Genomic DNA, 23,021 nt, shown 5'->3' with positions numbered 1-23,021 from the left:
AGCAGTTTCAGCGACACGGTACCCAACCGCAATCACACTACGCAGAAGCAGGGTATAGCGTCAGTCAGCAGAACTGGCCGATGGACGGCGAAGGATTGTGCGGTTAGAACGTCTTCATTGGTTCGTCGATGGAGCGAATGCGAAAACAGTCGTCGCAGAGTCGAAGCGTCCCTGGTCCAGCCGCTGGAATACTCAAGAGGACAAAATCGCGGACTGGCTCATCTGCACAGACAGTGCATACACCCAAACTTCCCGTTGCCCTAATGGCCGCTTCCGTCATTGCAGCCTGCTTGGGATTCCATTCGCGCAGCGAAGCAAACCATTCCGGCGTGTGCGGACGGAGCAACGTGGGAGGTGCGGGCTCGAGCAGTCCCTTACGCTCAAGCCAAGTAGTTGCCGCCCTAATGCGCCGAGCATGAAACTGCGTCAGAAGCTCGTACAGCTCTATCTTCAGGGCGAAGTATTGGCGAGGGTGCAACGCGTTAACAGTCACGTAGCCCGCGTGGTTCAGGATAAAACGGTTTTGGCCCAACTTCTCGCTCGCTAGCAGCTCTTCGCAGTACCTCTGCTTGCGTTTCGACGAGCGATTGTGCCCCTCCATGAAGGCGACGTGGTATTGCCAGGCATTCCTTTCGAACTCATCTTTCCACAACTCCAGATACCTCGAAGTTCGCAGAGCTTGCACTAGGTGAGCGTCTGCCTCCTGATGCTCCACCAGGTAGGCATCTATGTCATTGAGTGACTCAATCTCAGACGACAGCTTGCGGGCCTCCCGAAGCAAGACGTTGGTTGAGTCGCGCATAGCCTGAACGTTGTCAATATCCTCACGCCAGTCAGCCTCTTCTTCTGTACTGAGATTTCTAAGCACATTAGGGACCTCAACTAGCGCCGCGCTCTTCAGGAACTCCCCGGGATGGCAGAAGTCCGCATCCGACACGAGGTTCACGCCGGCATGACGATAAGCCTGCGCGACCAAACGCGAGCAGAACTGCCTCCGGCCGGCCACGAAACCAGCTAACACACTCTTGGCGGCACCGGTTTTAGAGTATCGAGTACCGACCGCAGCTCTGGCGAAGGAGATGGCGGAGTGCAGTTGGTCAGTCGTCAATGGCTTCGCAGGTCGAAGCACATAACCAGCGCAGCCCGGCTCAAGAATGAGCCGCTCGAGGTTGCGCGCATGAACCCCGTCGCCGGTTGATTCGATCACACTCGACTTACCCACACAAATCATAGCGTGAGAGATATCCGCGCCGATGACCTTACGAATCGTTTGGCTCATTGGGTCGGGCGTGGTTGTCAGTACAATATCGCCGAGCTGGATGAGGTCGGAGACGAATACCCGAGGCCGCAGTTCCGATTCATTCATCTCTGCTTCCATATTGATCACTTCTCCGGTTTGTGTTCTGAACGATGAGGTCGATTGCTATCTGCCCTAAAGGCCAGCCTTCGACGCATAGCTAGCGTTTTCCAGCGACTGCTTTCGGCCCAGAGTGTGTAAAAACGCAGACACCGTTTGGAAATCTGCGTTGCTCCGTAAAATCTGCCAGCGCTTGGCTAGTCAGCCAGACCTGAAATTTGCGCAGGAACGCGATTTTCGTTCTGGTTCTGTCAGTCAAACCTGCTCTAAAACGTTTTTACACAGCCTCGGCCAGATGCGGACGCTCGAACAAGGGCCGATTTCGGCCAGAAGCAGACCGTAGACAATATGACTGGTACTCAGTAATGTCATTTTGTTTCATGTCGCTTCCTCCCCCGCAGCATTCCGCTTCTAGCACGATACACAGCCGATCAAGAGGTTATGCATAAACAAGGAACGTTATCAGACACAAATGGCGAAAAACGTTGCTCCGTTTGCGTCTTCTACTCAATTGGTTGGCAGAACATTAATGCAGCTCAGTCCGAAAATCCGACGCTTCTTCATTCTCGCTTGGGCCGTAGTAAAAGGCTTTTTTTTGCCAGTTGCGCTGGCGGTTTGCATCGTTGCCTATGGTGCGTTTGCGCCTTGGCAGCCACCGGCAGAAATAAAAGGCGCCTTAAGCACTTTCTTTGCCGTTTTGTTCTTCATCATGTTCTTTTTTGGCCAATACAAACGGGTCGAAAAACAATCAGATGACAAGGACTCGTTTAAGGCTGTCAACGATCAGCTTCTATCGCTGCACGACTTAGTCCTCAAGATACGGCCTACCCATAGCGCTGCGGCGCCTACACGGGTGGCTGTTAGTGACTCAGGAACACTCATGGAAGAGTCGAGAACGCTGCTGAAATCAGGACATCCGCTCGCGGCGCTGCTGCAAGGCGGCGTAGCTTTCGAGCACGCTGTACGCGCTTTCGCTCGTCATTTTAAAGGTGATGAAACAGCAAATGCACCTCTGCATGCTCTCATAAGCCGTATTGCCCCGGACGGATTGGAGGGCGAATTGCATGCACTCCGACAGATCAGAAATCGAGTGACACACATTTCAGAGGCGGAGCTATCTGACCTTCCAGATGCCGACAGAGTGCTAGCGGGATACCAATGGGCAGTGGAAACACTTACAGGCATTGTGAAGCGCGACAGTGCTGCTGAACCCAGCGTGATCAGCTGAATTGGAAAATTGCAGTAGATTGGTATACGTTCCAGCTTAACTTTGGGATACGCCGCCCTCGGCTTTTACCTGTCAGTTCGCTTAAATATTATTTTCCTATAGAGCTAAACACATGAAATTAATTTTTTTGCTATTGGCACTAATTGCCTCCAGCACGTCATTTGCAGCTGACCTTCCACTCAATTCACACCCTAATATTCTTGGGAACGGTTGGGATTGTGATCGAGGATTTTACAAGGCCGGACAGGCGTGCGCGAAAGTCGTCATTCCTGAGAACGCAAGCATCGACGTTTACGGTAGTGGATGGGCATGCAATAGAGGGTATTTCAAGGCCGGACAAGCGTGCACGAAAGTCGTCATTCCTGAGAACGCAAGCATCGACGTTTACGGTAGTGGATGGGCATGCAATAGAGGGTATTTCAAGGCCGGACAAGCGTGCACGAAAGTCGTCATTCCTGAGAACGCGAGCATCGACATTTACGGTAGTGGATGGGCATGCAATAGAGGGTATTTCAAGGCCGGACAAGTCTGCACGAAAGTTGTCGTTCCTGAGAACGCGAGCATCGACATTTACGGTAGTGGATGGGCATGCAATAGAGGATATTACAAAGCCGGGCAAGCGTGCGCGAAAGTTGTCGTTCCTGAGAACGCAAGCATCGACGTTTATGGAAGCGGATGGACGTGTAATAGTGGATTCAAGAAAAACGGTTCATCTTGCACCCCTATGACTCAACAGGAGGTCAGCAAACAAAAAGAGCTTAACAAAGCCATAGCCGCTGAAGTCCAACGCCGAAAAGACCAAAGAGCAAGCGAAGCAGTTTGTGAAACGGAATATAAAACTAATGCTAAAGTTTGCGTTTCAATTTCACAAGCAAGCCTGGATTGCAATCAGAGCTATTCAGGGGACTATTACCGTGATTGCGATGCAACGTTGAGTTATGATCTTACTACGAACTATAGTGGAGGCGCATTCCTTGATGTGGAAGTAGAGTGTACCTTAGACATCGAATACAAAGGACGACAAACATTTTCGACACAGACAGACTCCGAATCTTCAGACGAATCACACAACCTCTACGCTAACGGTAGCGATAGCAACTCAATGGAGTTTAATTTTTCTTTCACTTCATATCAAGAAGTGGTAAGTGTAAAAGCAAGTTCCGCTCGCTGTGAAATAAATAATGTAAACCTGTACTAAGCCATCACAAAGTGTGATGGGCAGAATTACAGCTATACGCATTTGAAAAATGCAGGTTAATTTCACCTTCATCGCCAACGACTCGATTGCTGCACTTCTCTAGAGGCAGCAACTGGCCGATTCTGTTGAAAAAGTCGACCATGGTTTTCGCAGCAGAAAAGTATGCGTCCGAGATTGAAATCTTTACTTTCGGCAGAGGCTTCCGGACTCAGATTTCACGTAGCAGCGTGCAAAAAAGGCGTTTTAACCAGTCAATGACCAGGCCGTTTGGGCGAACCGACTTTTTCAACAGAATCGGCCAAAAGCAGACAGTGAAATGGAGGGTTTTGGCATGCGTGCCGATGGGGCGGCCATAATGACAAGCGCATCTTCGAGTCAGTTTATCGATCAATCGGCGAGATCGTCTGAACCCATTCGATGAATCAAAGATGCAGATTAAACTTAGCCCCCCATTATGAATATCTTATTCATAACACCTAAGCATCGTCTGACTTTTAACTGGATATCCACAAAGCCGACATCTTTGTCATTAAGATACTTATCTAGTTCGGCCAACTTTCGCTCAAGCTCCGCCAGGTTCTCCATGCCATCTTTCACTATATCGGCAGCCCTATGCTTATTCTTTACATGGAGCACGCCATTGGGTGGAAAATCCAAACCCAATACCTGCAGATTAATCCCATTAATGAGAGTCATTGCAGACAAAACTATAATCTGCCGAAGGTGAGCAGAGTTATCACCAACACCAATCTTACTTCTAAAAATAGAAGCCATTCTCGGGATGATGTACTCGACAAATCCAAAGACCTCAGAGTTGTCATTGTAATGCGTTTCCATGCCGTCAAAGTAAGCGTAGGAATCTGTATACGCATCCATCAGCACCGTCATAAATACGAGGCACTCATCATCTAAAAACAACTGATGCTCATGGAACAACGATACCAACTCATGATACTCATCTCGCGGAACAGAGCTATACAACCCCTCTTGCGGATCATAACCTTCAGTCCACTTGTCATTCACCTCAACTGTTTTTTTAATGATTGCTGCAAACGCATTCCTCTGGTGATCAAAAAATAGAGACGTTCTAAGCTGACTAACTTGGTTGTAATGCTTTGCTCTCTCAAGTTGTACATTAAGTTCCGACCTGAGCCTTTCTAGCTCTTGGGAGTACTCATGCTTATGCTGCTCTAGCTTCCGAGAGTACTCATGGCCAATTGATTGTTTCAAACGTTCTGAGATCCAGCTTTTGGAGAGCCATACCAATACTGCCCCACTGACCCCGCCTGATAACAAACTCAAAAGATATTCCATCATTCTCTCCCTGTTAAACCCATCTTAGCTTTATCACCGATAGCCATCCGCTCGTATGCCGCTCCAGGTAGAACCGGATAAACAAGTTTATCAAAGTCCAGGCGTTCGGGAGCCAGACCGTGGATGCTTTCGGTTCTGCTTCTCATCCCCAGGCAATACTGGGTTGAGTCGCCCCTAATTTAGTAGATCGATCTGATTGGCTGTTTCTTGTCGATTGTAGGCCTTCATGATCGGCAGAAAACCGCTAATTTCTATCGATACCGACCGGCAGCTATGGGTCGATTTTAGCCTTTCGCGATAGGCAGAAATCGGCCAGAAGTGGACACTCGCGCCTGCTGTGAATAGTTAGATTTTTGGCGCAATAAATCTATACTTATTTGCCACGTATTTCGCTGAACTTTCGATGTAAGGAAAGACAGTGCTTTCATTAATGTTAAGTCGATCGAGCTCAGCCAATATCCCAGCTTTATTTGAAACAGATATTCTTATTACCTTAATATCTTCTGACCCACTCTCATCCAAGACCGCATCCAAGCCAAACAACAAAAAAGCCCCTGATTGCGAGTGAATACGCGCATTGTTTTTCTTGCTCTTAACGCACACAATGTCCTTCAGGTGAGAAGGCACAATTTCTGGTTCAAAGAACGGCTTCTCCCCTCTGATAAAATGCGTAAGGCGCTTTATAGATAGCTGCTCATTAAAGGTGACACTATCAGAAACACTGAAGTCGATAGCGTCTTTTTCTGTCTTCGGAAGGCGAGCCAAATTCGCAATGCAACTTGCCTTATCAGAGTCGAAGTATTTGATGTAGTTCGCAGAAACTGAAAACACGACAACCTCGCCTTCAACCTCCCCCTCATACTTCCCACTTTTCAACTCTCCATATTTCGACTTGCACGCGAAATACAGCGCAATAAGCGGATTTGATGTTATATCCAGCAGGCGCGTCGGAAGGGAATAATGCTGCATTCTAACTAGACGATCTAGTGTGTGGTGATCTGCGTCAAAATCATCTGCGTTGGATACGATTAACTCTCGATAAAGAATATGCTCATTGTGAAGATAGGTGTAGTTTCCGCGATCATCCTTCCGAAACAGAGACGGCTCTAGCTTGTACTTTCTCCTATCGGAGTGCCCTCTATAGAAGACCTCTGCTCCGTTGCTTTCAATTTCCGTAAGGACTTTTTTGATGAAGCCAGCGACTGTGCTTACCCGAGATGTTTGGCTTTTTGTTTCCGATGGCTGCCGCTTTGATAACGCGCTTTGCGGCCAATCCTGAGTGTTTCTGTGAGCCAATCCTGACGACCTCAGGCGTTCAAAAAGATTCTCATCTTTAATTGCCCAGTGTGTACGATTCATCTCCCACTTTCGGATATCAAGAAGCGCGGATATTTGCTCAATTCGCTCATGCGTGATGGCCTGAATCCGTGGATGAAATTCGTATCCGATGACGATGGTCTTTCCTCGCTCACGGATATCCGTTAGGCGCCCTATCTTCACGCCGCCCCTAAAACCCTCGTACGTAAATAGGCAGGGAATATTTTTCAGATATTCAATTTGCTCTGCGCCAAGAGTCTTGAACTTCTCAGCTAGCGATTCGTTCGTGTATTCAAGAAACCTACTACGGTCGTACTCGTAGCTTGGCGACTCCCACGCACCATCTTGCGCTGTAACAAACAGGTTGTACATCTGCCTGCCCTCCAAAAATCAAACGTTTGAATTGAGCCGAGCCTCGAAGCAGCGTTGGCTTGAATGAATTGTTATGCGCCGCCGTCAATCGTGACCGTAATCATGCTTCTGATCTGATTGACGATATAGGTAGGCGCCAGCATGAATAGCAACATCTCAAGTTTATAAGGGCGTCGCGAGTCTTCAAATACAGCTATGTTGAGCTGGCGAATGAGGTCGCAGTAGCTGTGGTAGGCCGTCTTAAACGAATGATACTGAACCTTCGGATTGTGCAGTTCGAAGATCGTTTTGCAGTCGATGCTAGCAACCTCAGAGTTTCGCCCGCTCGGCTGTGGATATAAAGGCAAGTGGTTGGCATACAGATAGATCAGCCAATTCAGGCTGTAAATGGCACGCGAGTCGTAGATTACGTAGTTGGTTGGCTCAAGGAAGGAGGCAACCTTTGAGAGCGATGAGATACGTTCAAAACTAGCTTTGCGAAATCTTCCCTCGCCAAGCTGACCTTTGAGCACTTTGAGTAAGGCATCGTTCTTTTCTGTTCGCTTGAACGAGCCTATTCCTCCCCACTGGTTTATTACCCAGTAGAGATGGTCATTGTTTAGATGACCCAAGCTGGACGCAAAATTGTCCTTCAAGTACTCGTTCCGATTGTAACTTCCTGTGATTTCGGCAGGAATTTTAACTGGACAGTTATCAGGTATTTCCCAAGTGAAATTTTCGAGCGGCGTTGCAGTGGCGAGCGCTTTGAGATTTTCGATAAGGACGTTCATGGAGCTTCCTTACGATGCATAATTTTACTTGTCCATGTATAAGCCCTTTAGCCAATTGAGTCGAATGCTAGAAACGCGACATGGGCCAAGGAGAAAAAGCGACAAGACCTGCCCCGAGGTTACGAAGTTGTCGGCAGATTGTCTATGGTCTGTTATGGGTTAAGCGCTCGCGCCCGTGAGTGCCAGCTTTCGGGCGGAGGGACCTTACACGAGCGTCTGCTTTTGGCTGTTTTTCTGCCTGTCGCGAATGATCGGTCTGGGTTGTGGATTCAACCGGTCGTTTTCGAGCCACATTTGATTCCTGCACTTTGATTGGATCAGTAGCTTAGTTTTCCAATGATTTCGCGTACAAGCAAACGGCCTCGCACAGCGCCTTCAGCCGCTCCAATGTGCCGTCATTGAGCGACACCTGACCGGCCGACTCCTTTACCGAAGGACCACCACCAGGTCCAACGGTGGGCATCTCTAATATGGGGTCAAACTCAGCACATAGCTCGCTGCGCTTACTCTTGCGCTCCTGCCAAAATCCTTTCGGAAAGGAGACTACGCGAATCGGTTCGCGCCGGAAGGCAAGCAAGTTGTGCTGTTCGCCGCCAGTCCCGGCATACTTGTACAACAGGGTCTTTGAGTTAGCCGAACCGTGAGGCTTGAGGCCATGCTTATCAAGGATGCTGAACAGCGCTGCATAGAGTTTTCCACCTGGCCTGGCCTTGAACTCCGCCACTAATTTCTCTGCGTAAACCACGTCATCCATTGCGTTTCCTCGGTATTCCAACCTGCAATTTTCGAAACGCCTCACAGCGCGAATGCATCATAGGCTAGCCGAATCGGGGGCTCCCAGCCGATTGACCAAGCTCATTTTTCACCTTGGCGACTTACCACTTCACGTACCGTACCGCCCTTGAGCATAGCGCTCGACCCAAAGAAAAAAGCGGTATTAGAGCTCATCAACGCGATGGTGGAGATGTCCTATGACCAAGGCGTGGCCGATGGCTTTGCGGCTGGCCAAAACGTCGGCTTCGTTGCTGGCGTAAACGCTTGAAAGGGGCATTAGCGTGCGGGCTGCGGCATGGAGCGCCTGAATGCGGCAAGGCCTTGGAAAGCTTCAAACGGCTTGGCCGGGAAGAGTAACCAACTGATAGGCCAAAGGACTGGCCTATCAGCGGTGTGAAATTGCACTCCACTTGACCACTCGCGTTTGGCTTCAAGTACGACGCGGCAGCGCTACGGCTCAACACAGATGGCATCTCTGGGCCATTCCAGCTCAGCCTCTAAAAAAAGTCGCTAATGTGAAAATGTATTTGCGCCTCGTTATTGTCGCTTTCTAATGCAGAAAGGTAACCCTCTATCCGCTCTAGAAGGCCGGTCTCCTTCACTGCTGAAAATGCAAGTACGTCCATGTGTGGCCTCATAAATTATGAGTTGGTCATGTCTTTTGGAGGGTTTTTTGTCAGCTGTGGTTCGCTGTTCTACTGGAGGGACGGACGCGCTGATCGAACCTTACCCAGCTGGCGCCCTTAAAGCGTAGCTTGGGTAATGATCGGTATTGAAATGCTTTGCGCTGTTTACTCACCCAAAGCCATAGTAGGGCAATGCAGTATGCAAACCGCTTCTAACGTTCTCGTTCAATAAAAATCTGACTCTGACCACGGACGACAATCGTCCCTATGCGGGTAATTCGAGGCTCGGCGCTGGGGCACTTACGCCAGGGCGTAGCGGATTGTTTGTTGATCCGTAACTCGCCATCGAGCAACGTGACCAGGACAGTTGATACTGCTTGATGAAGCCATATAGGGAGGGGGAAGGTCAAAAGTCTGGAGCCTTTGCCTCAATGACCGGTCCCGATTAACGCTTTAGATAAAAACGAACTTTTTAGGTAAATCGCCATGGAAGCACGCGGACAAAAGTCGGCTGCCTCGCTGGCGGTCGCTTCCCCGGCCTCTCTCTCAGTCCGAATCGCACCACCGGCCACGTTAACCCCAGCTCAAAAATCGGTTTGGGTGTCGGTCGTTAACGCCATGCCGGCCGACTGGTTCGGTGAAGAGCATGCGCCAATGCTCACTCAATGCTGCCGGCACAAGGTCACGTCTGACCTGATAGCACAGCAACAGGAAGCTTTCGACCCCGTCTGGTTCGCCGACGACGATGGGCTCAAGCGATTCGGCTTGCTTGCAACGGCGGCGGAGCGTGAAGCACGCTGCATCATCGCGCTGAGGCGCTCGATGCGGCTCACACATCAGTGCCTTATCCGCAAGGACAAGGTAGTTAAAAACCAAGGGAAAGGCCTGAAGCCGTGACAGATCGAAAACGACTGGCACACGGGGAGCGTAATTGCACGTGGATTGAAGGGCACTGCCGCATTTCCGAGGGCCGATTAGTTGGGCGCGCGGTCAAGTTGAGCAAGCATCAGCGCCGCTGGATGAAACGGCTTTACGATTCGCCGACGCGCACATTCATTTTTTCGATGGCGCGCAAGAATGCGAAGACCACATTCTCGGGGGTTCATCGTCCTGCTTCACTTGTACGACCCCGAGGCGCGCCCAAATTCGAAACTCTACGGCGCCGCGCAATCAAGCGATCAGGCCGCCGTGCTGCTGATGGCCGACTTGTACCTGAACCGCGATCGCCAAGCTGACCGCGTGCTGAGCGAAAAACCCGCCTATGTGCTGCTGCTCAACCCTTACCGTTCCATGATCGTGACGGCATGAACGCGGATCGCCTGCGCCACTCGCTGATCTTGCAGCGGCAGGAGTTGACTCTGGACGAGTTCGGCCAAATGAACGGTCAATGGATGGACGTGAGCCCGGAGTGGGCGAGCATTGAGGGCACGAGTTCCTGGCCGCCGGTACCGAGCATGCCGAAACTACCTACCGCTTCACCATTCGCCACCTTGACGAGATAGATCTAAGTTGGCGCCTAGTAGCTTGCAGCACCATCTATGCCATCGAGGCCATACTGCCGGGCAATCAGCCCGTGTGGCTGGTGCTGATGTGCAAGACGATATGCCCCCTGCCTAACACCGGGAACAAAAAAGCCCCTGCCAGTATGTATCTGCGCAGGGGCTTTCTGTTTGCTGGTGCTGTCACCTTGCTGTCACGGACGCTACTCGCTGTCACTATGAAAAGGCCAGAACCCTTTATTTGTATGGTGTCCCAGGGCAGGTTCGAACTGCCAACCTTCCCCTTAGGAGGGGGATGCTCTATCCAATTGAGCTACTGAGACACAGGTCGACCGCGGTGCGAAGCGTTGCGATAGACGGCGTGCATGTTAACGGGCAGGCCTGCTTTTGTCATGTCGTCCGTTGGCTTTTTAAGTGTAGGCAGGCGCCACTTTGGGGGGGCGAGTTGTTTACCGTGCAAATTGCATCAGCGCAAAAAGCCATCATTGCAAAATGCAAGATCGACACTTGGCAAAAATAACTTAATCCATTGTTTTTTAAGAAATTAATAACAGATAGACTCTGGCATGCGAGCTGCTTCAGCTGTTCTCACAGAACAATCGAGGCCAGCGTCATGAACCGCGCCCTTTTAATCTTGAATGCGATCGCGCTGACAATCTTGCTGGGTGGTCATTTTTTCACCCAGGACAGTGAGCCACAGGTGGCCGAGCGCATGCCGTATTACCTTCAGCTGCAAAAGTCGCCGCAACTGGCAGTGATCAACGATCAGCACGGATTTGTCGGCCAGGACGTTAGCCAGGAAAACATCGTGTTGCCGGCACCCTCTTCCGAACGCCTGGTCTTTTGAATGTCCCCCCTTGAGGAGCACAGCATGTCCAAATCAGCCGCAGGATTTTTTATCCTCGCCTTACTGAGCGGCATTCTTCATTTGTCGATGAGCCAGGACATGTCCTTCACCCTGCCGTTGATTGCCTGCGGAATATTCACCGCGCTATTCGTGCTGGCACTGATCGTCGGACGCAAGATCAAGTTTGACCCGGTACTGCGTTAACGCTGGTGGAAGGGACAGGCATCCATCCTGAACTTGCCCTGTAGAGACAACGCCCCTAGTAAATCGGCCATTTGCCACTATTCTGTATAAGCAAGGAACGTTGATCGAATTCGCATGTTCATTCCTTCAGGCACCGTTTGTCGGTCAGTGAGTGCAATCAGCGAATCGGGCGTGTCGAAGTTTTCAAACCAGTCCGCATTTCTGATAATTGGTGCTGGCAGAACGCCTTTATCCAGTTCAATATTTGTCACAGAATTGACGCCAAGGATCCGGCTCATTTGAGGCATGATGCGCGCCTCCATCAATTCAGGTTGAACATTTGGCCAGAGCGCTTGTCCTACCAGACATCCTGCGGCCGATCCCGAAAACCGCTCCCCTGAACTAAACCGGTTAAATATATGCGCCCATTGAAACAGGCAATTTATTCCAGCCGTACGGCTGACAAGTTCGTCGTACGTCTGCCAGACGGAATGCGTGAACGCATTGCCGAGGTGGCTCGCAATCATCATCGCAGCATGAACTCCGAAATCATTGCACGCCTTGAACAGAGTCTTATTCAGGAAGGCGCACTGGGCGAAGAGCTGAGCATGCGCCTGGACAGCCCGGAGCTTTCGTTGCACGAACGCGAGTTGCTGCAACGCTTCCGCCAACTTTCTCACCGTCAGCAGAACGCTCTTGTTTCGCTGATCGCTCATGACGCAGAAATGGCCTCCGACGCGTCCTGATACGCTCCGAAAGCCCAAGCCAGCCTGATCGCTGGCTTTTTTTTGCCTGAAATCCGGGCACAAAAAACCCGCCGGGCGGCGGGTTTCAGTGAACGTTGACTCAGAGCAGGAAAATGGTCGCCAGCCCCAGGAAGATGAAAAAACCACCGCTGTCGGTCATCGCGGTAATCATCACGCTGGCACCCATCGCAGGGTCTCGCCCAAGCCGCGCCAGCGTCATCGGGATCAAGACACCCATCAATGCCGCCAGCAACAGGTTAAGGATCATTGCAGCGGTCATCACCACGCCAAGCGACCAGCTGCCGTACAGCAGAAACGCGACGACACCGATCACACCACCCCAGATCACGCCATTGATCAAGGCAACCGCCAGCTCCTTGCGCATCAGCCGTGAGGTATTGCCGGTGCTGACCTGGTCCAGCGCCATGGCCCGCACAATCATGGTGATGGTCTGGTTGCCCGAGTTACCACCAATGCCCGCCACGATGGGCATCAATGCCGCGAGCGCCACGAGCTTCTCGATCGAACCCTCGAACAGACCGATCACCCGGGACGCCACAAACGCGGTAATCAGGTTGATCGCCAGCCAGGCCCAACGGTTACGCAGGGATTTCCAGACCGATGCGAAGATATCTTCTTCTTCGCGCAGACCCGCCATGTTGAGAACTTCGTTTTCACTCTCTTCACGAATGAGGTCGACCATCTCGTCGATGGTCAGACGGCCGATCAGCTTGCCGTTCTTGTCGACCACCGGCGCGGAGATCAAGTCATAACGCTCGAAGGCCTGGGCGGCGTCGTAGGCGTCTTCGTCCGGGTGAAAACTCACCGGATCGCTGGCCATCACTTCGGAAACCTGTTTGTCCGGGTCGTTGACCAACAAACGCTTGATCGGCAACACGCCCTTGAGGACGCCGTCGTAATCGACCACAAACAGTTTGTCGGTATGACTCGGCAGCTCCTTGAGACGACGAAGGTAACGCAAGACCACTTCAAGGCTGACATCCTCGCGGATCGTCACCATCTCGAAGTCCATCAGTGCGCCGACCTGCTCCTCGTCGTAGGACAGCGCCGAACGCACACGCTCGCGTTGTTGCTGGTCGAGGGTCTCCATCAGCTCGTGGACGACGTCTCGCGGCAGCTCGGAGGCCAGGTCAGCGAGTTCGTCGGCGTCCATGTCCTTGGCCGCAGCCAGGAGCTCGTGATCGTCCATGTCGGCGATCAGGGTTTCACGAACCGAATCGGATACTTCAAGCAGGATGTCGCCGTCACGATCGGCCTTGACCAGCTGCCAGAGCGTCAGACGATCGTCCACCGGCAAGGCTTCTAGGATGTAGGCAACGTCGGCGGAGTGCAGATCATCGAGCTTGCGTTGCAACTCGACGAGGTTCTGCCGGTGAACCAGGTTCTCGACCCGGTCATGATGCGGGCCTTCCTGGCGGTGAGTCAGGTCTTCGACAACTCGCTGGCGCTGCAGCAATTCAACCACCTGAGCCAGGCGGTCCTGCAAGCTTTCCTGCGTTTTCTTTACTTCAACTTCAGACATAGGCGAACTCCACTCCCAGCAGCGGGGCGCGCCGGAAGGATCAATCAGTCAATTCATGATTGGAAAAACGGGGTGCTGAGTAACTACTGGGTAAGTCCATGGAGGTAATCCAAAAGCCCCGGCGGGGCTGACGGGCGCAATGATACACCGCCTGACGGTTTAAAACGTTAAAAAATCGCGGCTGAAACAAGCGCTTGCGAAACAAACTTGAGCAGTGTCCTGACCCATGAAATTGCGACGACGCATCCTGAAAAGAAAACACACCGCCCTCGGAAATTGTTCCGGCTAACCTTCAGGCCAACCGTCATGGAGGACAATTGATGCGATCGAATGTGTCGTGCTTTTTACTGCTCGCCCTGCTCTGCCCGCCACCCCTGGCGCTCGCTACGACCGTGAACCGCTGCGAAGCCGTCGACGGACGCATTACCTTCACGACGCTGAGTTGCGCGAATGGAGAACAGCTTTCGCTACAGGATATCCGCACGTTTACACCAGGCAGCATCACGGCACTCATGCCGGAATCCGAAACGCGCGACACATCCAGTATGAAATCCACAAGGAGAGAACCGGTCGTGGTCGGTCAGCAGGAAGACAAGTGTGGAAACCTGCTCAATGCCAGGGAGCGTCGCGAAGCGATCATCAATCAGCGTGTGATCGCCGGCATGAGCCAACAAGACGTCGAAAGCACCCTCGGCAAGCCAGACAAGATCAGCATTCGAAACTCAGCCACGCGTTACCGTTACGACACCCAGCGAGGTCGCAGCGCACACATTGAATTCGACGAGAAGGGATGCACGAAAGGAAAAGCCAAATCCCAGACGGCAAAAAGCCCGCATTAAATGCGGGCTTTCTGTTGTATGGTGCACTCGACAGGATTCGAACCTGTGACCGCTCGGTTCGTAGCCGAGTACTCTATCCAGCTGAGCTACGAGTGCATTTTGTGTTTTTAGACCAGATCACAACTGGCTGAAGCTGAGTTACCTACATTACTGCAAATAACTCTTAAATGGTGCACTCGACAGGATTCGAACCTGTGACCGCTCGGTTCGTAGCCGAGTACTCTATCCAGCTGAGCTACGAGTGCATTTGTTGCCGCGCATTATAGGCCGTCTAATCTCTATGTCAAACACTTTTTCTAGTAATTTCAACAACTTACCGAAGAAGCCAGATTACAACGTACTACGCAAATAATGGCGGAGAACGGGGGATTCGAACCCCCGACACCCTTGTGAGGTGTACTCCCTTAGCAGGGGAGCGCCTTCGGCCACTCGGCCAGCTCTCCGCAACACGGGGCGTATATTAACCAGCTTCTTCCCCGTTTGCAAACATAAAAAACGATAAAAATTAATGGCTTGGTTCTTCGTCCTTCTCTTTCTTGATACGCAGGTAAATTTCTTCCCGGTGAACCGCCACCTCTTTGGGGGCGTTGACACCGATGCGCACTTGATTTCCTTTGACGCCGAGCACAGTCACGGTGATTTCGCCATCACCGATAATCAGGCTTTCTGCACACCGACGAGTCAGAATCAGCATACCTTTCTCCTCACGCAATTCATTTCAGGGACAACAGTCTGCAAAAAAAAGGCACTCGACCCACAACCGGAGCGGTCACAGCCCTACATGCCTGAGTATTGACCAGCGCGAGCAAAAGAACAGGCTCGGGTCTCGCCATTCAAAAAAACAAAAGGCGCGGTCAGACCGCGCCCTTTGGCAAACGCATCACTCGCCCTGTCGGGCCGGTGCGTCCAGTTCGAAAGCCGTGTGCAGCGCGCGCACAGCCAGTTCCAGGTACTTCTCTTCGATCACTACGGAGACTTTGATTTCCGAAGTCGAGATCATCTGGATGTTGATGCTTTCCTTGGCCAGGGATTCGAACATGCGGCTGGCGACGCCTGCGTGCGAACGCATGCCAACACCCACGATCGAGACCTTGGCGATCTTGGTGTCGCCAACCACTTCACGGGCACCCAGCTCGGCAGCGGTCTTTTCCAGCACCGCTTGCGCAGCCTGGTAGTCGTTGCGGTGCACGGTGAAGGTGAAGTCGGTGGTGTTATCGTGCGCAACGTTCTGCACGATCATGTCGACTTCGATGTTCGCGGCACTGATCGGGCCGAGAATCTTGAAGGCAACGCCCGGGATGTCTGGCACGCCACGGATGGTCAGCTTGGCTTCATCGCGGTTGAAAGCGATACCGGAAATGATCGGCTGCTCCATGGTTTCCTCTTCATCAATAGTAATGAGGGTGCCCGGACCCTCTTTGAAGCTGTGCAGAACGCGCAGCGGAACGTTGTACTTGCCGGCGAATTCGACCGCACGGATCTGCAACACCTTGGAACCGAGGCTGGCCATTTCCAGCATCTCTTCGAAGGTGATCTTGTCCAGGCGCTGCGCCACGGAGACCACACGCGGGTCGGTGGTGTAGACACCATCGACGTCGGTGTAGATCTGGCATTCGTCAGCCTTCAGGGCTGCCGCCAACGCCACGCCGGTGGTGTCGGAACCGCCACGACCGAGGGTGGTGATGTTGCCGTGCTCGTCGACGCCCTGGAAACCGGCGACAACCACCACGCGACCGGCCTTCAGGTCACCACGAATCTTCTGGTCGTCGATCTGCAAGATACGCGCTTTATTGTGCGCGCTGTCCGTCAGAATCCGCACCTGGTTGCCGGTGTAGGACACCGCTGGCACGCCACGCTTAATCAGCGCCATGGCCAACAGGGCAATCGTCACCTGCTCACCGGTGGAAACGATCACGTCCAGTTCACGGGGAACCGGTTGATCTTCGCCACTGATTTGCTTGGCCAGATCGATCAGACGGTTGGTTTCGCCGCTCATTGCAGACAGCACAACCACCAGGTCATCGCCGGCCTCGCGGAATTTCTTAACCTTGTCGGCGACCTGCTCGATTCTCTCGACAGTACCGACCGAGGTGCCTCCAAATTTCTGTACGATCAAAGCCATTTCAAAGCCGCCTCTGCCCATGAAGGGCGCCCAAATAATCACTCAAACAGCGTTCCGGCCCGCCACTAGACTGCGGACCGGAGGCGTTGCCTTATAAACCCTGCTCTACAAACGGAACGGTCAGGGCCAGTGCCGCGTCCAGTGCGCCAGCGTCGGTACCGCCGCCTTGCGCCATGTCTGGACGACCACCGCCCTTCCCGCCCACTGCCGCAGCGGCTTGCTTCATCAAATCACCGGCTTTGAGTTGGCCAGTCAGGTCTTTGGTTACGCCTGCAACCAGAACGACCTTTTCCTCATGGACACTGCCGAGCAGGATCACTGCGCGGCCGAGTTTGTTTTTCAGTTGATCGACCAGCGCCAGCAGCGCCTTGCCATCCTGACCGTCCAGACGCACGGCCAGCACTTTCACGCCTTTGACGTCCTGTGCCTGCGCCGACAGATCGTCGCCCGCCGCACTGGCTGCCTTGGCTTGCAACTGCTCGAGTTGCTTCTCCAGCAGACGGTTGCGCTCCAGCACAGCCGACAGCTTGTCGATCAGGTTGTCACGGCTGCCCTTGACCAGGCTGGCCGCTTCCTTGAGTTGTTCTTCCGCCGCGTTCAAGTACGCCAGCGCGGCTGCGCCGGTGACGGCTTCGATACGACGCACGCCCGACGCCACACCGCCTTCGCTGATGATTTTCAGCAGGCCGATGTCGCCGGTACGGTTGGCGTGGATGCCGCCGCACAGCTCGACGGAGAAATCGCCGCCCATGCTCAGCACGCGCACGTTGTCGCCGTACTTCTCGCCGAACAGCGCCATGGCGCCCTTTTGCTTGGCGGTTTCGATATCGGTTTCTTCGGTTTCAACGGCGGAGTTCTTGCGAATCTCGGCGTTGACGATGTCTTCCAGCGCTTTGATCTGCTCAGGCTTGATCGCTTCGAAGTGGCTGAAGTCGAAGCGCAGGCGCTGACTGTCGACCAACGAACCTTTCTGCTGCACGTGATCGCCCAACACTTTGCGCAATGCCGCGTGCAGCAAGTGCGTGGCCGAGTGGTTCAGCGAAGTGGCATGACGCACGTCAGCCTCGACGTGGGTCTCAACCGGCGCGCCAACGATCAGGCTGCCCGACGCCAGCACGCCGTGGTGCAGGAACGCGCCGCCGGTCTTGGTGGTGTCGCGTACGTCGAAACGGGCATTGCCGGCCTGCAGGTAACCGCAGTCGCCCACCTGGCCACCGGATTCGGCGTAGAACGGGGTCTTGTCGAGAACGATCACGCCCTCGTCGCCTTCGCTCAATACGTCGACCGACTGGCCGTTTTTGTACAGGGCAACGATTTTTGCCGAACCACGGGTGTCGGTGTAACCGGTGAACTCGGTCGCCACGTCAACCTTGACCAGGGTGTTGTAGTCCAGGCCGAACGAACTGGCCGAACGTGCACGCACGCGCTGGGCTTCCATCTCGCGCTCGAAACCGGCTTCGTCGATGGTCAGCTCGCGCTCACGGGCGATGTCGGCGGTCAGGTCCATCGGGAAACCGTAAGTGTCATACAGCTTGAACACTACGTCGCCCGGCACAACGGTGCCTTTGAGTTCCAGCAGATCCTGCTCGAGAATCTTCAGGCCGTGCTCCAGCGTCTTGGAGAACTGCTCTTCTTCGCCCTTGAGGACGCGCTCGATGTTGCTCTGCTGCGTTTTCAGTTCCGGGAAGGCTTCGCCCATCTCGGCGACCAGCGCCGCGACGATCTTGTAGAAGAAGCTACCGGTGGCGCCCAGCTTGTTACCGTGACGGCAGGCGCGACGGATGATCCGGCGCAGCACGTAACCACGGCCTTCGTTGGATGGCAGCACGCCGTCGGCGATCAGGAAACCGCACGAACGGATGTGGTCGGAAACCACTTTCAGCGAAGACTGATCGCCATTTTCGCAGCCGATCGCTTCGGCCGACGCGCTCAGCAGGTTCTTGAACAGGTCGATTTCGTAGTTGGAATTGACGTGCTGCATCACCGCACTGATCCGCTCCAGGCCCATGCCGGTGTCGACCGACGGTGCTGGCAACGGATGCAACACGCCATCGGCGGTGCGGTTGAACTGCATGAACACGTTGTTCCAGATCTCGATGTAGCGGTCGCCGTCTTCTTCCGGCGAGCCCGGTGGGCCGCCCCAGATGTGGTCGCCGTGATCGTAGAAAATTTCGGTGCATGGGCCGCACGGGCCGGTATCGCCCATGGTCCAGAAGTTGTCGGAAGCGTAAGGCGCGCCCTTGTTGTCGCCGATGCGGATCATGCGCTCGGCCGGGACGCCGATGTCCTGGGTCCAGATGTCGTATGCCTCGTCATCGGAGGCATAGACGGTCACCCAGAGCTTTTCCTTCGGCAGCATCAGCACGCCGGTCAGGAAGGTCCAGGCGTAGGTGATGGCATCACGCTTGAAGTAATCACCGAAGCTGAAGTTACCCAGCATTTCGAAAAAAGTGTGGTGACGAGCGGTATAACCGACGTTTTCCAGGTCGCTGTTCTTGCCGCCGGCGCGTACGCACTTCTGGCTGCTGGTGGCGCGGGTGTATGCGCGCTTTTCCTGGCCCAGGAAGCAGTCCTTGAACTGGTTCATCCCCGCGTTAGTGAACAGCAGGGTTGGGTCGTTGCCCGGAATCAAAGAGCTGGAGGCTACACGGGTGTGGCCTTGCTCTTCGAAGAAGCGAAGGAAGGCTTCACGGATTTCTGCGCTTTTCATTAGGTTCTTCCACGGAGGCTGTGGCCAAAGGCCTGTTCGAAACGTCAACAGACGAAACGACGGCAAAGGGCCGCATTATATCGGCCCTGCGCGCGCGGTACAGCGTGTTTATACGATAGAAACGGTCAAATGGACCGCTAACCCTATCACTTGCGAGAAAAGTCGACGAATGTCGCGACGACCTGCTCGATTTGCCCGCGGCTGACGTCCATGTGCGTGACCATGCGCAGACGAGCGGCAGCGCTGAGCTTGATACCACGTTCGGCGGCAAATGCCTTGATCGCCTCGGCTTTATCACCCATCGCCACGTAAACCATGTTGGTCTGCACCGGCTCGACCTCAAAACCCGCTGCGCGCAGGCCTTCGGCCAACAACTGTGCATTGGCGTGGTCGTCGGCCAGGCGCTGGACGTTGTGATCCAGTGCATACAAGCCTGCCGCCGCCAGAATCCCGGCCTGACGCATGCCGCCACCGACCATCTTGCGCAAACGGCGTGCCTTGCCGATCAACGCCTCGGAACCGCACAGCACCGAACCGATCGGCGCGCCCAGGCCTTTGGACAGGCACACCGAGACCGAATCGAAATACTGGGTGATTTCCCGGGCATCGACACCCAGCTTGACCGCTGCGTTGTACAACCGAGCGCCGTCCAGATGCAGCTGCAGGCCATGTTCGCGGGTAAAGCTGCGCGCCCGCGCCAGGTACTCCAGCGGCAGGACCTTGCCCTGCATGGTGTTTTCCAGCGCCAGCAAACGCGTGCGAGCGAAGTGGAAGTCATCCGGTTTGATCGCGGCGGCAACCTGCGCCAGGTCAAGCGAACCGTCCGCCTGCACGTCCAGTGGTTGCGGCTGGATCGAACCGAGCACCGCCGCCCCGCCACCTTCATATTTATAGGTGTGAGCCTGTTGACCGACGATGTACTCATCACCGCGCTCGCAATGAGCCATCAGCCCCAGCAAGTTGCTCATGGTGCCGGTCGGCACGAACAGCGCGGCGGCAAAGCCCAGGCGCTTGGCCAGTTCGGCTTCCAGGTGATTGACCGTCGGGTCTTCGCCATACACATCGTCACCCGTGGCGGCTTTGGCCATCGCGTCGAGCATTGCGGCGGAGGGTTGGGTGACGGTGTCGCTGCGAAGATCGATAACGCTCATGAATCTGGCCTCGGTAAGCAGGGGGAAATCCCTTTCGGAAGATTTACTGCGGGCATGGCGATGAATATTCAACCCTTGAGCCCGGATAATGCCCGCTAATACAACGAAATACTCGATAACAATCATCCAAAAGCAACGATGCGAACGCAGGAAATATGTGGTAAAAACGCTGCGCCGCCACACTTTTAAGGCGGCAAAAACGTTCTCAGGGCGGGGTGCAACTCCCCACCGGCGGTAATTGCGCGCAATGCGCATAGCCCGCGAGCGCTTGGTGGCAGCACGGCTTCGGCGGTGACTGGCGACAAGGTCAGCAGACCCGGTGTGATCCCGGGGCCGACGGTCATAGTCCGGATGAAGAGAGAACGGGATTGGCACCAAAGGGCCGTCCGCAGGCATTCGTGCAGGCGCGTACCCTTAAATCCCCTTCGATTCATAACGCCCTGTTTTTCACACAAACAGGAGTCAGAACATGCAACCCACCGCAATCGACAGCAAAAGCAAACACCATCATGGCGAGCGCGTAGCGTTCATCCAGGCCTGCTGGCACAAGGATATAGTCGATCAAAGCCGTAAAGGCTTCCTCGCTGAAATGATTGCCCAGGGTTATCAGGAATCCGACATCGATTTCTTTGAAGTCGGCGGTGCCTTTGAAATGCCCCTGCACGCCAAGCTGCTGGCCAAGACCGGTCGTTATTCCGGCATCGTCGCGGCAGCCCTGGTGGTGGACGGCGGCATCTACCGTCACGACTTCGTCGCCCAGTCGGTGGTCAGCGGCCTGATGCAGGTTCAGCTGGAAACTGAAGTGCCGGTGTTCTCAGTGTCCCTGACCCCGCACCACTTCCATGCGGGCGAAGAACTGCATCACAAGTTCTTCTTCGATCACTTCGTGCACAAAGGCCAGGAAGCGGCGAAGACGTGTGCCGATACGCTGCACAAAATCCGCGCCCTGCGCCGCTCGGAGCCGCGTGCACTAGCGGTCTAAACACCGCAAAACCTGTAGGAGCCGGCTTGCTGGCGATAGCGGTGGGTCAGTCAACAGTTCGTTAACTGGCAGTACGCAATCGCCAGCAAGCCGGCTCCTACAGGGGTTGTGTCAGGCCAGGTTTTCGTCGGTGGTCGGCACGACCAGGATGCCGGCGCGCAGGCCGTTCTTCACCTTGGGGTTCGGGAAGATGATCCGGGCGCCCTCCTCCTCGATGATCCAGCGGGTATTGGCGATGTCTTCCGCCAACAGATAACCCACTTCCAGCTCCGAAAAATTCTCGATGTCCACTGGCAGGTTCAGGCGGAAGCTGTCGCTGTGCTTGATGATTTCCCGTGCCACGCTATACAACTGCAAACCGTCCAGCGCCGCATCGGTCATTTCCGGCTCGGTGCCTTCGATGATCTGCTTGAGTCGGGTTTCCAGCAGGGACACATTGACCCCGTCGTTCTGCCCGAACGGCCGCGCCTTGCCCAGCTCCAGGGTGAAGGCCTCGGCGCCGAGTTTGTCGTAGGTGTACGAACTGAACACGATGGACGGCTTGTTCTGCAGCAGCACCGCCTCCATGCCCGCAGCACGCAAACGAGCCAGTTCCTGGCGCGAGTGCTGGCGGCCTTCCTTCCACGGGTACAAGGCGAACTGTTCGATTTTCGAACCGCGAATCGCGGTGTGCAGGTCGTAATGCAGACGCTGACGATCCGGCAGGCTGAAGAAACTCGCGGCCAGCCGCTCCAGCTCACAAGCACGCAGGGCTTCGGAACCGCTGCTTTGTTCGTGACGGCCGTTGAACAGCCGATTGACGTCCTGCTCGACGAAACGCTCGCCTTTGCGAATCGCTTCGGGGTTGCCGAACAGGAACAGAATACGGGCGCGCGGTTTCAGGTCACCGCGAGCGATGTCATGCAACAGGCGATCGAGCAGCTCGATCGGCGCTGTTTCGTTGCCGTGGATACCGGCCGAGAGCAGCAGGTCCAGGCCATTGTCGCGAGCTTCAGGTGGCCGGACTTCCAGCGCACCTTCGCTCAACCAGCGCATGCGCACGCCTTCGACAGTCAGTTGAGTCTTCTCCGCCGGTTCACGGCCGGCGAGGGTCAGTTCAAGCAGTTTGCCGAGGGCGAGCATAGAGCGGTTTCCTTAGTGGTCGTGGTTGCAGTCCGGACCGTGGACGTGATCCTCGTCGTCGAGGTCAGCCGGTTCCATCTCCAGTTGCAGACTTACCAGATTAGTCGCCAATGGGCGCAACAGCAGGTTGGCGTACTCGGCGTCACCTTCTTCGACGTCCACGCCGATCAACAGTTGGCCGCGGCCGTCCTGCTGGATCCACAGCTCTTTGCCTTGCCACAGGACCGCGACGCGGGTGCAGGTAGTTTCCAGTTGCGTGCCGTCGGTGTCTTCAAGGATCAGCTGCAGGGAATCGCTCATGTTTTACGCTCTCATTTGAGA

General features: G+C 54.4%; 23 protein-coding genes, 4 tRNA genes, 1 pseudogene and 1 riboswitch. Of the genes and pseudogenes, 11 read left to right on the top strand and 17 right to left on the bottom strand.

Annotated elements, in window-relative coordinates:
* Positions 1 to 103: 103 nt before the first annotated feature.
* Positions 104 to 1,366 carry a YiiX/YebB-like N1pC/P60 family cysteine hydrolase gene (locus tag CKW15_RS08585; protein ID WP_256583133.1) on the bottom strand — a complete coding sequence of 421 codons (1,263 nt, stop codon included), beginning with the start codon at positions 1,364 to 1,366 and terminating at the stop codon, positions 104 to 106.
* Positions 1,367 to 1,829: 463 nt separating this feature from the next.
* Between CKW15_RS08585 and CKW15_RS08580 the strand changes: the two genes are divergently transcribed.
* Together CKW15_RS08580 and CKW15_RS27990 are read left to right on the top strand one after the other, a co-directional pair.
* Positions 1,830 to 2,585, top strand: a complete 756-nt coding sequence (locus tag CKW15_RS08580) for a hypothetical protein (protein ID WP_095152057.1) — start codon at positions 1,830 to 1,832, stop codon at positions 2,583 to 2,585.
* Positions 2,586 to 2,697: 112 nt separating this feature from the next.
* A complete protein-coding gene (locus CKW15_RS27990; RefSeq protein WP_143498403.1) occupies positions 2,698 to 3,783 on the top strand; it encodes a hypothetical protein in 1,086 nt (361 codons plus the stop codon).
* A gap of 441 nt (positions 3,784 to 4,224) precedes the next feature.
* On the opposite strand, the gene CKW15_RS08570 is transcribed toward CKW15_RS27990, so the two are convergent.
* The 4 genes from CKW15_RS08570 to CKW15_RS08555 form a co-directional block, all read right to left on the bottom strand.
* On the bottom strand, positions 4,225 to 5,097 hold the full coding sequence (locus CKW15_RS08570; RefSeq protein ID WP_095152055.1) for a hypothetical protein: 873 nt from the start codon (positions 5,095 to 5,097) through the stop codon (positions 4,225 to 4,227).
* A 345-nt stretch (positions 5,098 to 5,442) separates the two neighbouring features.
* Positions 5,443 to 6,786 carry an FRG domain-containing protein gene (locus tag CKW15_RS08565; protein WP_177450560.1) on the bottom strand — a complete coding sequence of 448 codons (1,344 nt, stop codon included), beginning with the start codon at positions 6,784 to 6,786 and terminating at the stop codon, positions 5,443 to 5,445.
* A 71-nt stretch (positions 6,787 to 6,857) separates the two neighbouring features.
* Positions 6,858 to 7,556: a hypothetical protein gene (locus CKW15_RS28710; protein ID WP_256583132.1), complete on the bottom strand. Its 699-nt coding sequence runs from the start codon at positions 7,554 to 7,556 to the stop codon at positions 6,858 to 6,860.
* Positions 7,557 to 7,881: 325 nt separating this feature from the next.
* A complete protein-coding gene (locus CKW15_RS08555; protein WP_095152054.1) occupies positions 7,882 to 8,310 on the bottom strand; it encodes a hypothetical protein in 429 nt (142 codons plus the stop codon).
* Between the two features lie 147 nt (positions 8,311 to 8,457).
* Between CKW15_RS08555 and CKW15_RS28460 the strand changes: the two genes are divergently transcribed.
* The 4 genes and pseudogenes from CKW15_RS28460 to CKW15_RS29040 form a co-directional block, all read left to right on the top strand.
* Positions 8,458 to 8,598 (top strand): hypothetical protein, encoded by a 141-nt coding sequence (locus CKW15_RS28460; RefSeq protein ID WP_177450556.1) that lies wholly within the window; start codon positions 8,458 to 8,460, stop codon positions 8,596 to 8,598.
* An 844-nt stretch (positions 8,599 to 9,442) separates the two neighbouring features.
* A complete protein-coding gene (locus CKW15_RS08550) occupies positions 9,443 to 9,853 on the top strand; it encodes a hypothetical protein (protein ID WP_095152053.1) in 411 nt (136 codons plus the stop codon).
* A 180-nt stretch (positions 9,854 to 10,033) separates the two neighbouring features.
* Positions 10,034 to 10,264 (top strand): hypothetical protein, encoded by a 231-nt coding sequence (locus CKW15_RS28555; RefSeq protein ID WP_218239565.1) that lies wholly within the window; start codon positions 10,034 to 10,036, stop codon positions 10,262 to 10,264.
* A 127-nt stretch (positions 10,265 to 10,391) separates the two neighbouring features.
* Positions 10,392 to 10,538 (top strand): annotated as a pseudogene (locus CKW15_RS29040) (head-tail adaptor protein); the annotation flags it as partial.
* A 163-nt stretch (positions 10,539 to 10,701) separates the two neighbouring features.
* Here CKW15_RS29040 and CKW15_RS08530 read toward each other — a convergent pair.
* A tRNA-Arg gene (locus CKW15_RS08530) sits at positions 10,702 to 10,778 on the bottom strand.
* 290 nt (positions 10,779 to 11,068) lie between these two features.
* On the opposite strand from CKW15_RS08530, the gene CKW15_RS08520 reads away from it, so the two are divergent.
* The gene (locus CKW15_RS08520; protein WP_095152050.1) at positions 11,069 to 11,302 is read left to right on the top strand and encodes a hypothetical protein; all 234 of its coding nucleotides are present in this window, start codon (positions 11,069 to 11,071) and stop codon (positions 11,300 to 11,302) included.
* Positions 11,303 to 11,326: 24 nt separating this feature from the next.
* Positions 11,327 to 11,506: a PA3371 family protein gene (locus CKW15_RS08515; RefSeq protein ID WP_095058840.1), complete on the top strand. Its 180-nt coding sequence runs from the start codon at positions 11,327 to 11,329 to the stop codon at positions 11,504 to 11,506.
* A 77-nt stretch (positions 11,507 to 11,583) separates the two neighbouring features.
* Here the strand turns inward: CKW15_RS08515 and CKW15_RS08510 are convergent, their stop codons facing one another.
* Positions 11,584 to 11,793: a hypothetical protein gene (locus CKW15_RS08510; RefSeq protein WP_095058841.1), complete on the bottom strand. Its 210-nt coding sequence runs from the start codon at positions 11,791 to 11,793 to the stop codon at positions 11,584 to 11,586.
* 111 nt (positions 11,794 to 11,904) lie between these two features.
* Here CKW15_RS08510 and CKW15_RS08505 point away from each other — a divergent pair, with 111 nt between their 5' ends.
* Complete coding sequence (locus CKW15_RS08505) at positions 11,905 to 12,231, top strand: Arc family DNA-binding protein (RefSeq protein WP_007992792.1); 327 nt, start codon at positions 11,905 to 11,907, stop codon at positions 12,229 to 12,231.
* Positions 12,232 to 12,331: 100 nt separating this feature from the next.
* On the opposite strand, the gene mgtE is transcribed toward CKW15_RS08505, so the two are convergent.
* Positions 12,332 to 13,774 carry a magnesium transporter gene (gene mgtE, locus CKW15_RS08500; protein WP_095152049.1) on the bottom strand — a complete coding sequence of 481 codons (1,443 nt, stop codon included), beginning with the start codon at positions 13,772 to 13,774 and terminating at the stop codon, positions 12,332 to 12,334.
* A gap of 320 nt (positions 13,775 to 14,094) precedes the next feature.
* On the opposite strand from mgtE, the gene CKW15_RS08495 reads away from it, so the two are divergent.
* Positions 14,095 to 14,613 (top strand): cell envelope protein SmpA, encoded by a 519-nt coding sequence (locus tag CKW15_RS08495; protein WP_095152048.1) that lies wholly within the window; start codon positions 14,095 to 14,097, stop codon positions 14,611 to 14,613.
* 19 nt (positions 14,614 to 14,632) lie between these two features.
* On the opposite strand, the gene CKW15_RS08490 is transcribed toward CKW15_RS08495, so the two are convergent.
* From CKW15_RS08490 to ltaE, 7 genes are all read right to left on the bottom strand, one after another.
* A tRNA-Arg gene (locus CKW15_RS08490) sits at positions 14,633 to 14,709 on the bottom strand.
* 72 nt (positions 14,710 to 14,781) lie between these two features.
* Positions 14,782 to 14,858: transfer RNA gene (locus CKW15_RS08485), tRNA-Arg, on the bottom strand.
* A 107-nt stretch (positions 14,859 to 14,965) separates the two neighbouring features.
* Positions 14,966 to 15,056, bottom strand: a tRNA-Ser gene (locus CKW15_RS08480).
* A gap of 62 nt (positions 15,057 to 15,118) precedes the next feature.
* Complete coding sequence (csrA, locus tag CKW15_RS08475) at positions 15,119 to 15,307, bottom strand: carbon storage regulator CsrA (protein WP_002554426.1); 189 nt, start codon at positions 15,305 to 15,307, stop codon at positions 15,119 to 15,121.
* A gap of 186 nt (positions 15,308 to 15,493) precedes the next feature.
* Positions 15,494 to 16,735, bottom strand: a complete 1,242-nt coding sequence (locus tag CKW15_RS08470) for an aspartate kinase (RefSeq protein WP_095058939.1) — start codon at positions 16,733 to 16,735, stop codon at positions 15,494 to 15,496.
* Between the two features lie 91 nt (positions 16,736 to 16,826).
* Complete coding sequence (gene alaS / locus CKW15_RS08465) at positions 16,827 to 19,445, bottom strand: alanine--tRNA ligase (protein ID WP_095058844.1); 2,619 nt, start codon at positions 19,443 to 19,445, stop codon at positions 16,827 to 16,829.
* Between the two features lie 146 nt (positions 19,446 to 19,591).
* Complete coding sequence (gene ltaE, locus CKW15_RS08460) at positions 19,592 to 20,596, bottom strand: low-specificity L-threonine aldolase (RefSeq protein WP_095058845.1); 1,005 nt, start codon at positions 20,594 to 20,596, stop codon at positions 19,592 to 19,594.
* A 197-nt stretch (positions 20,597 to 20,793) separates the two neighbouring features.
* Positions 20,794 to 20,964, top strand: a riboswitch (FMN riboswitch).
* A 101-nt stretch (positions 20,965 to 21,065) separates the two neighbouring features.
* Between ltaE and CKW15_RS08455 the strand changes: the two genes are divergently transcribed.
* Positions 21,066 to 21,578, top strand: coding sequence for a 6,7-dimethyl-8-ribityllumazine synthase (locus CKW15_RS08455; protein WP_095058846.1), 513 nt, complete (start codon positions 21,066 to 21,068; stop codon positions 21,576 to 21,578).
* 111 nt (positions 21,579 to 21,689) lie between these two features.
* Here CKW15_RS08455 and astE read toward each other — a convergent pair whose 3' ends face one another.
* Both astE and CKW15_RS08445 read right to left on the bottom strand, forming a co-directional pair.
* Entirely contained in the window at positions 21,690 to 22,700 is a 1,011-nt protein-coding gene (astE, locus tag CKW15_RS08450) for a succinylglutamate desuccinylase (RefSeq protein ID WP_095152047.1), read from the bottom strand.
* A gap of 12 nt (positions 22,701 to 22,712) precedes the next feature.
* Positions 22,713 to 23,000, bottom strand: coding sequence for a topoisomerase II (locus CKW15_RS08445; RefSeq protein ID WP_095152046.1), 288 nt, complete (start codon positions 22,998 to 23,000; stop codon positions 22,713 to 22,715).
* Positions 23,001 to 23,021 lie beyond the last annotated feature (21 nt).

The sequence above is a fragment of the Pseudomonas sp. Irchel s3b5 genome (assembly GCF_900187435.1).
GTDB lineage: Bacteria > Pseudomonadota > Gammaproteobacteria > Pseudomonadales > Pseudomonadaceae > Aquipseudomonas.
Note: the sequence above shows the minus strand (reverse complement) of the source record. Positions and strands in the feature narration are given on the sequence as shown.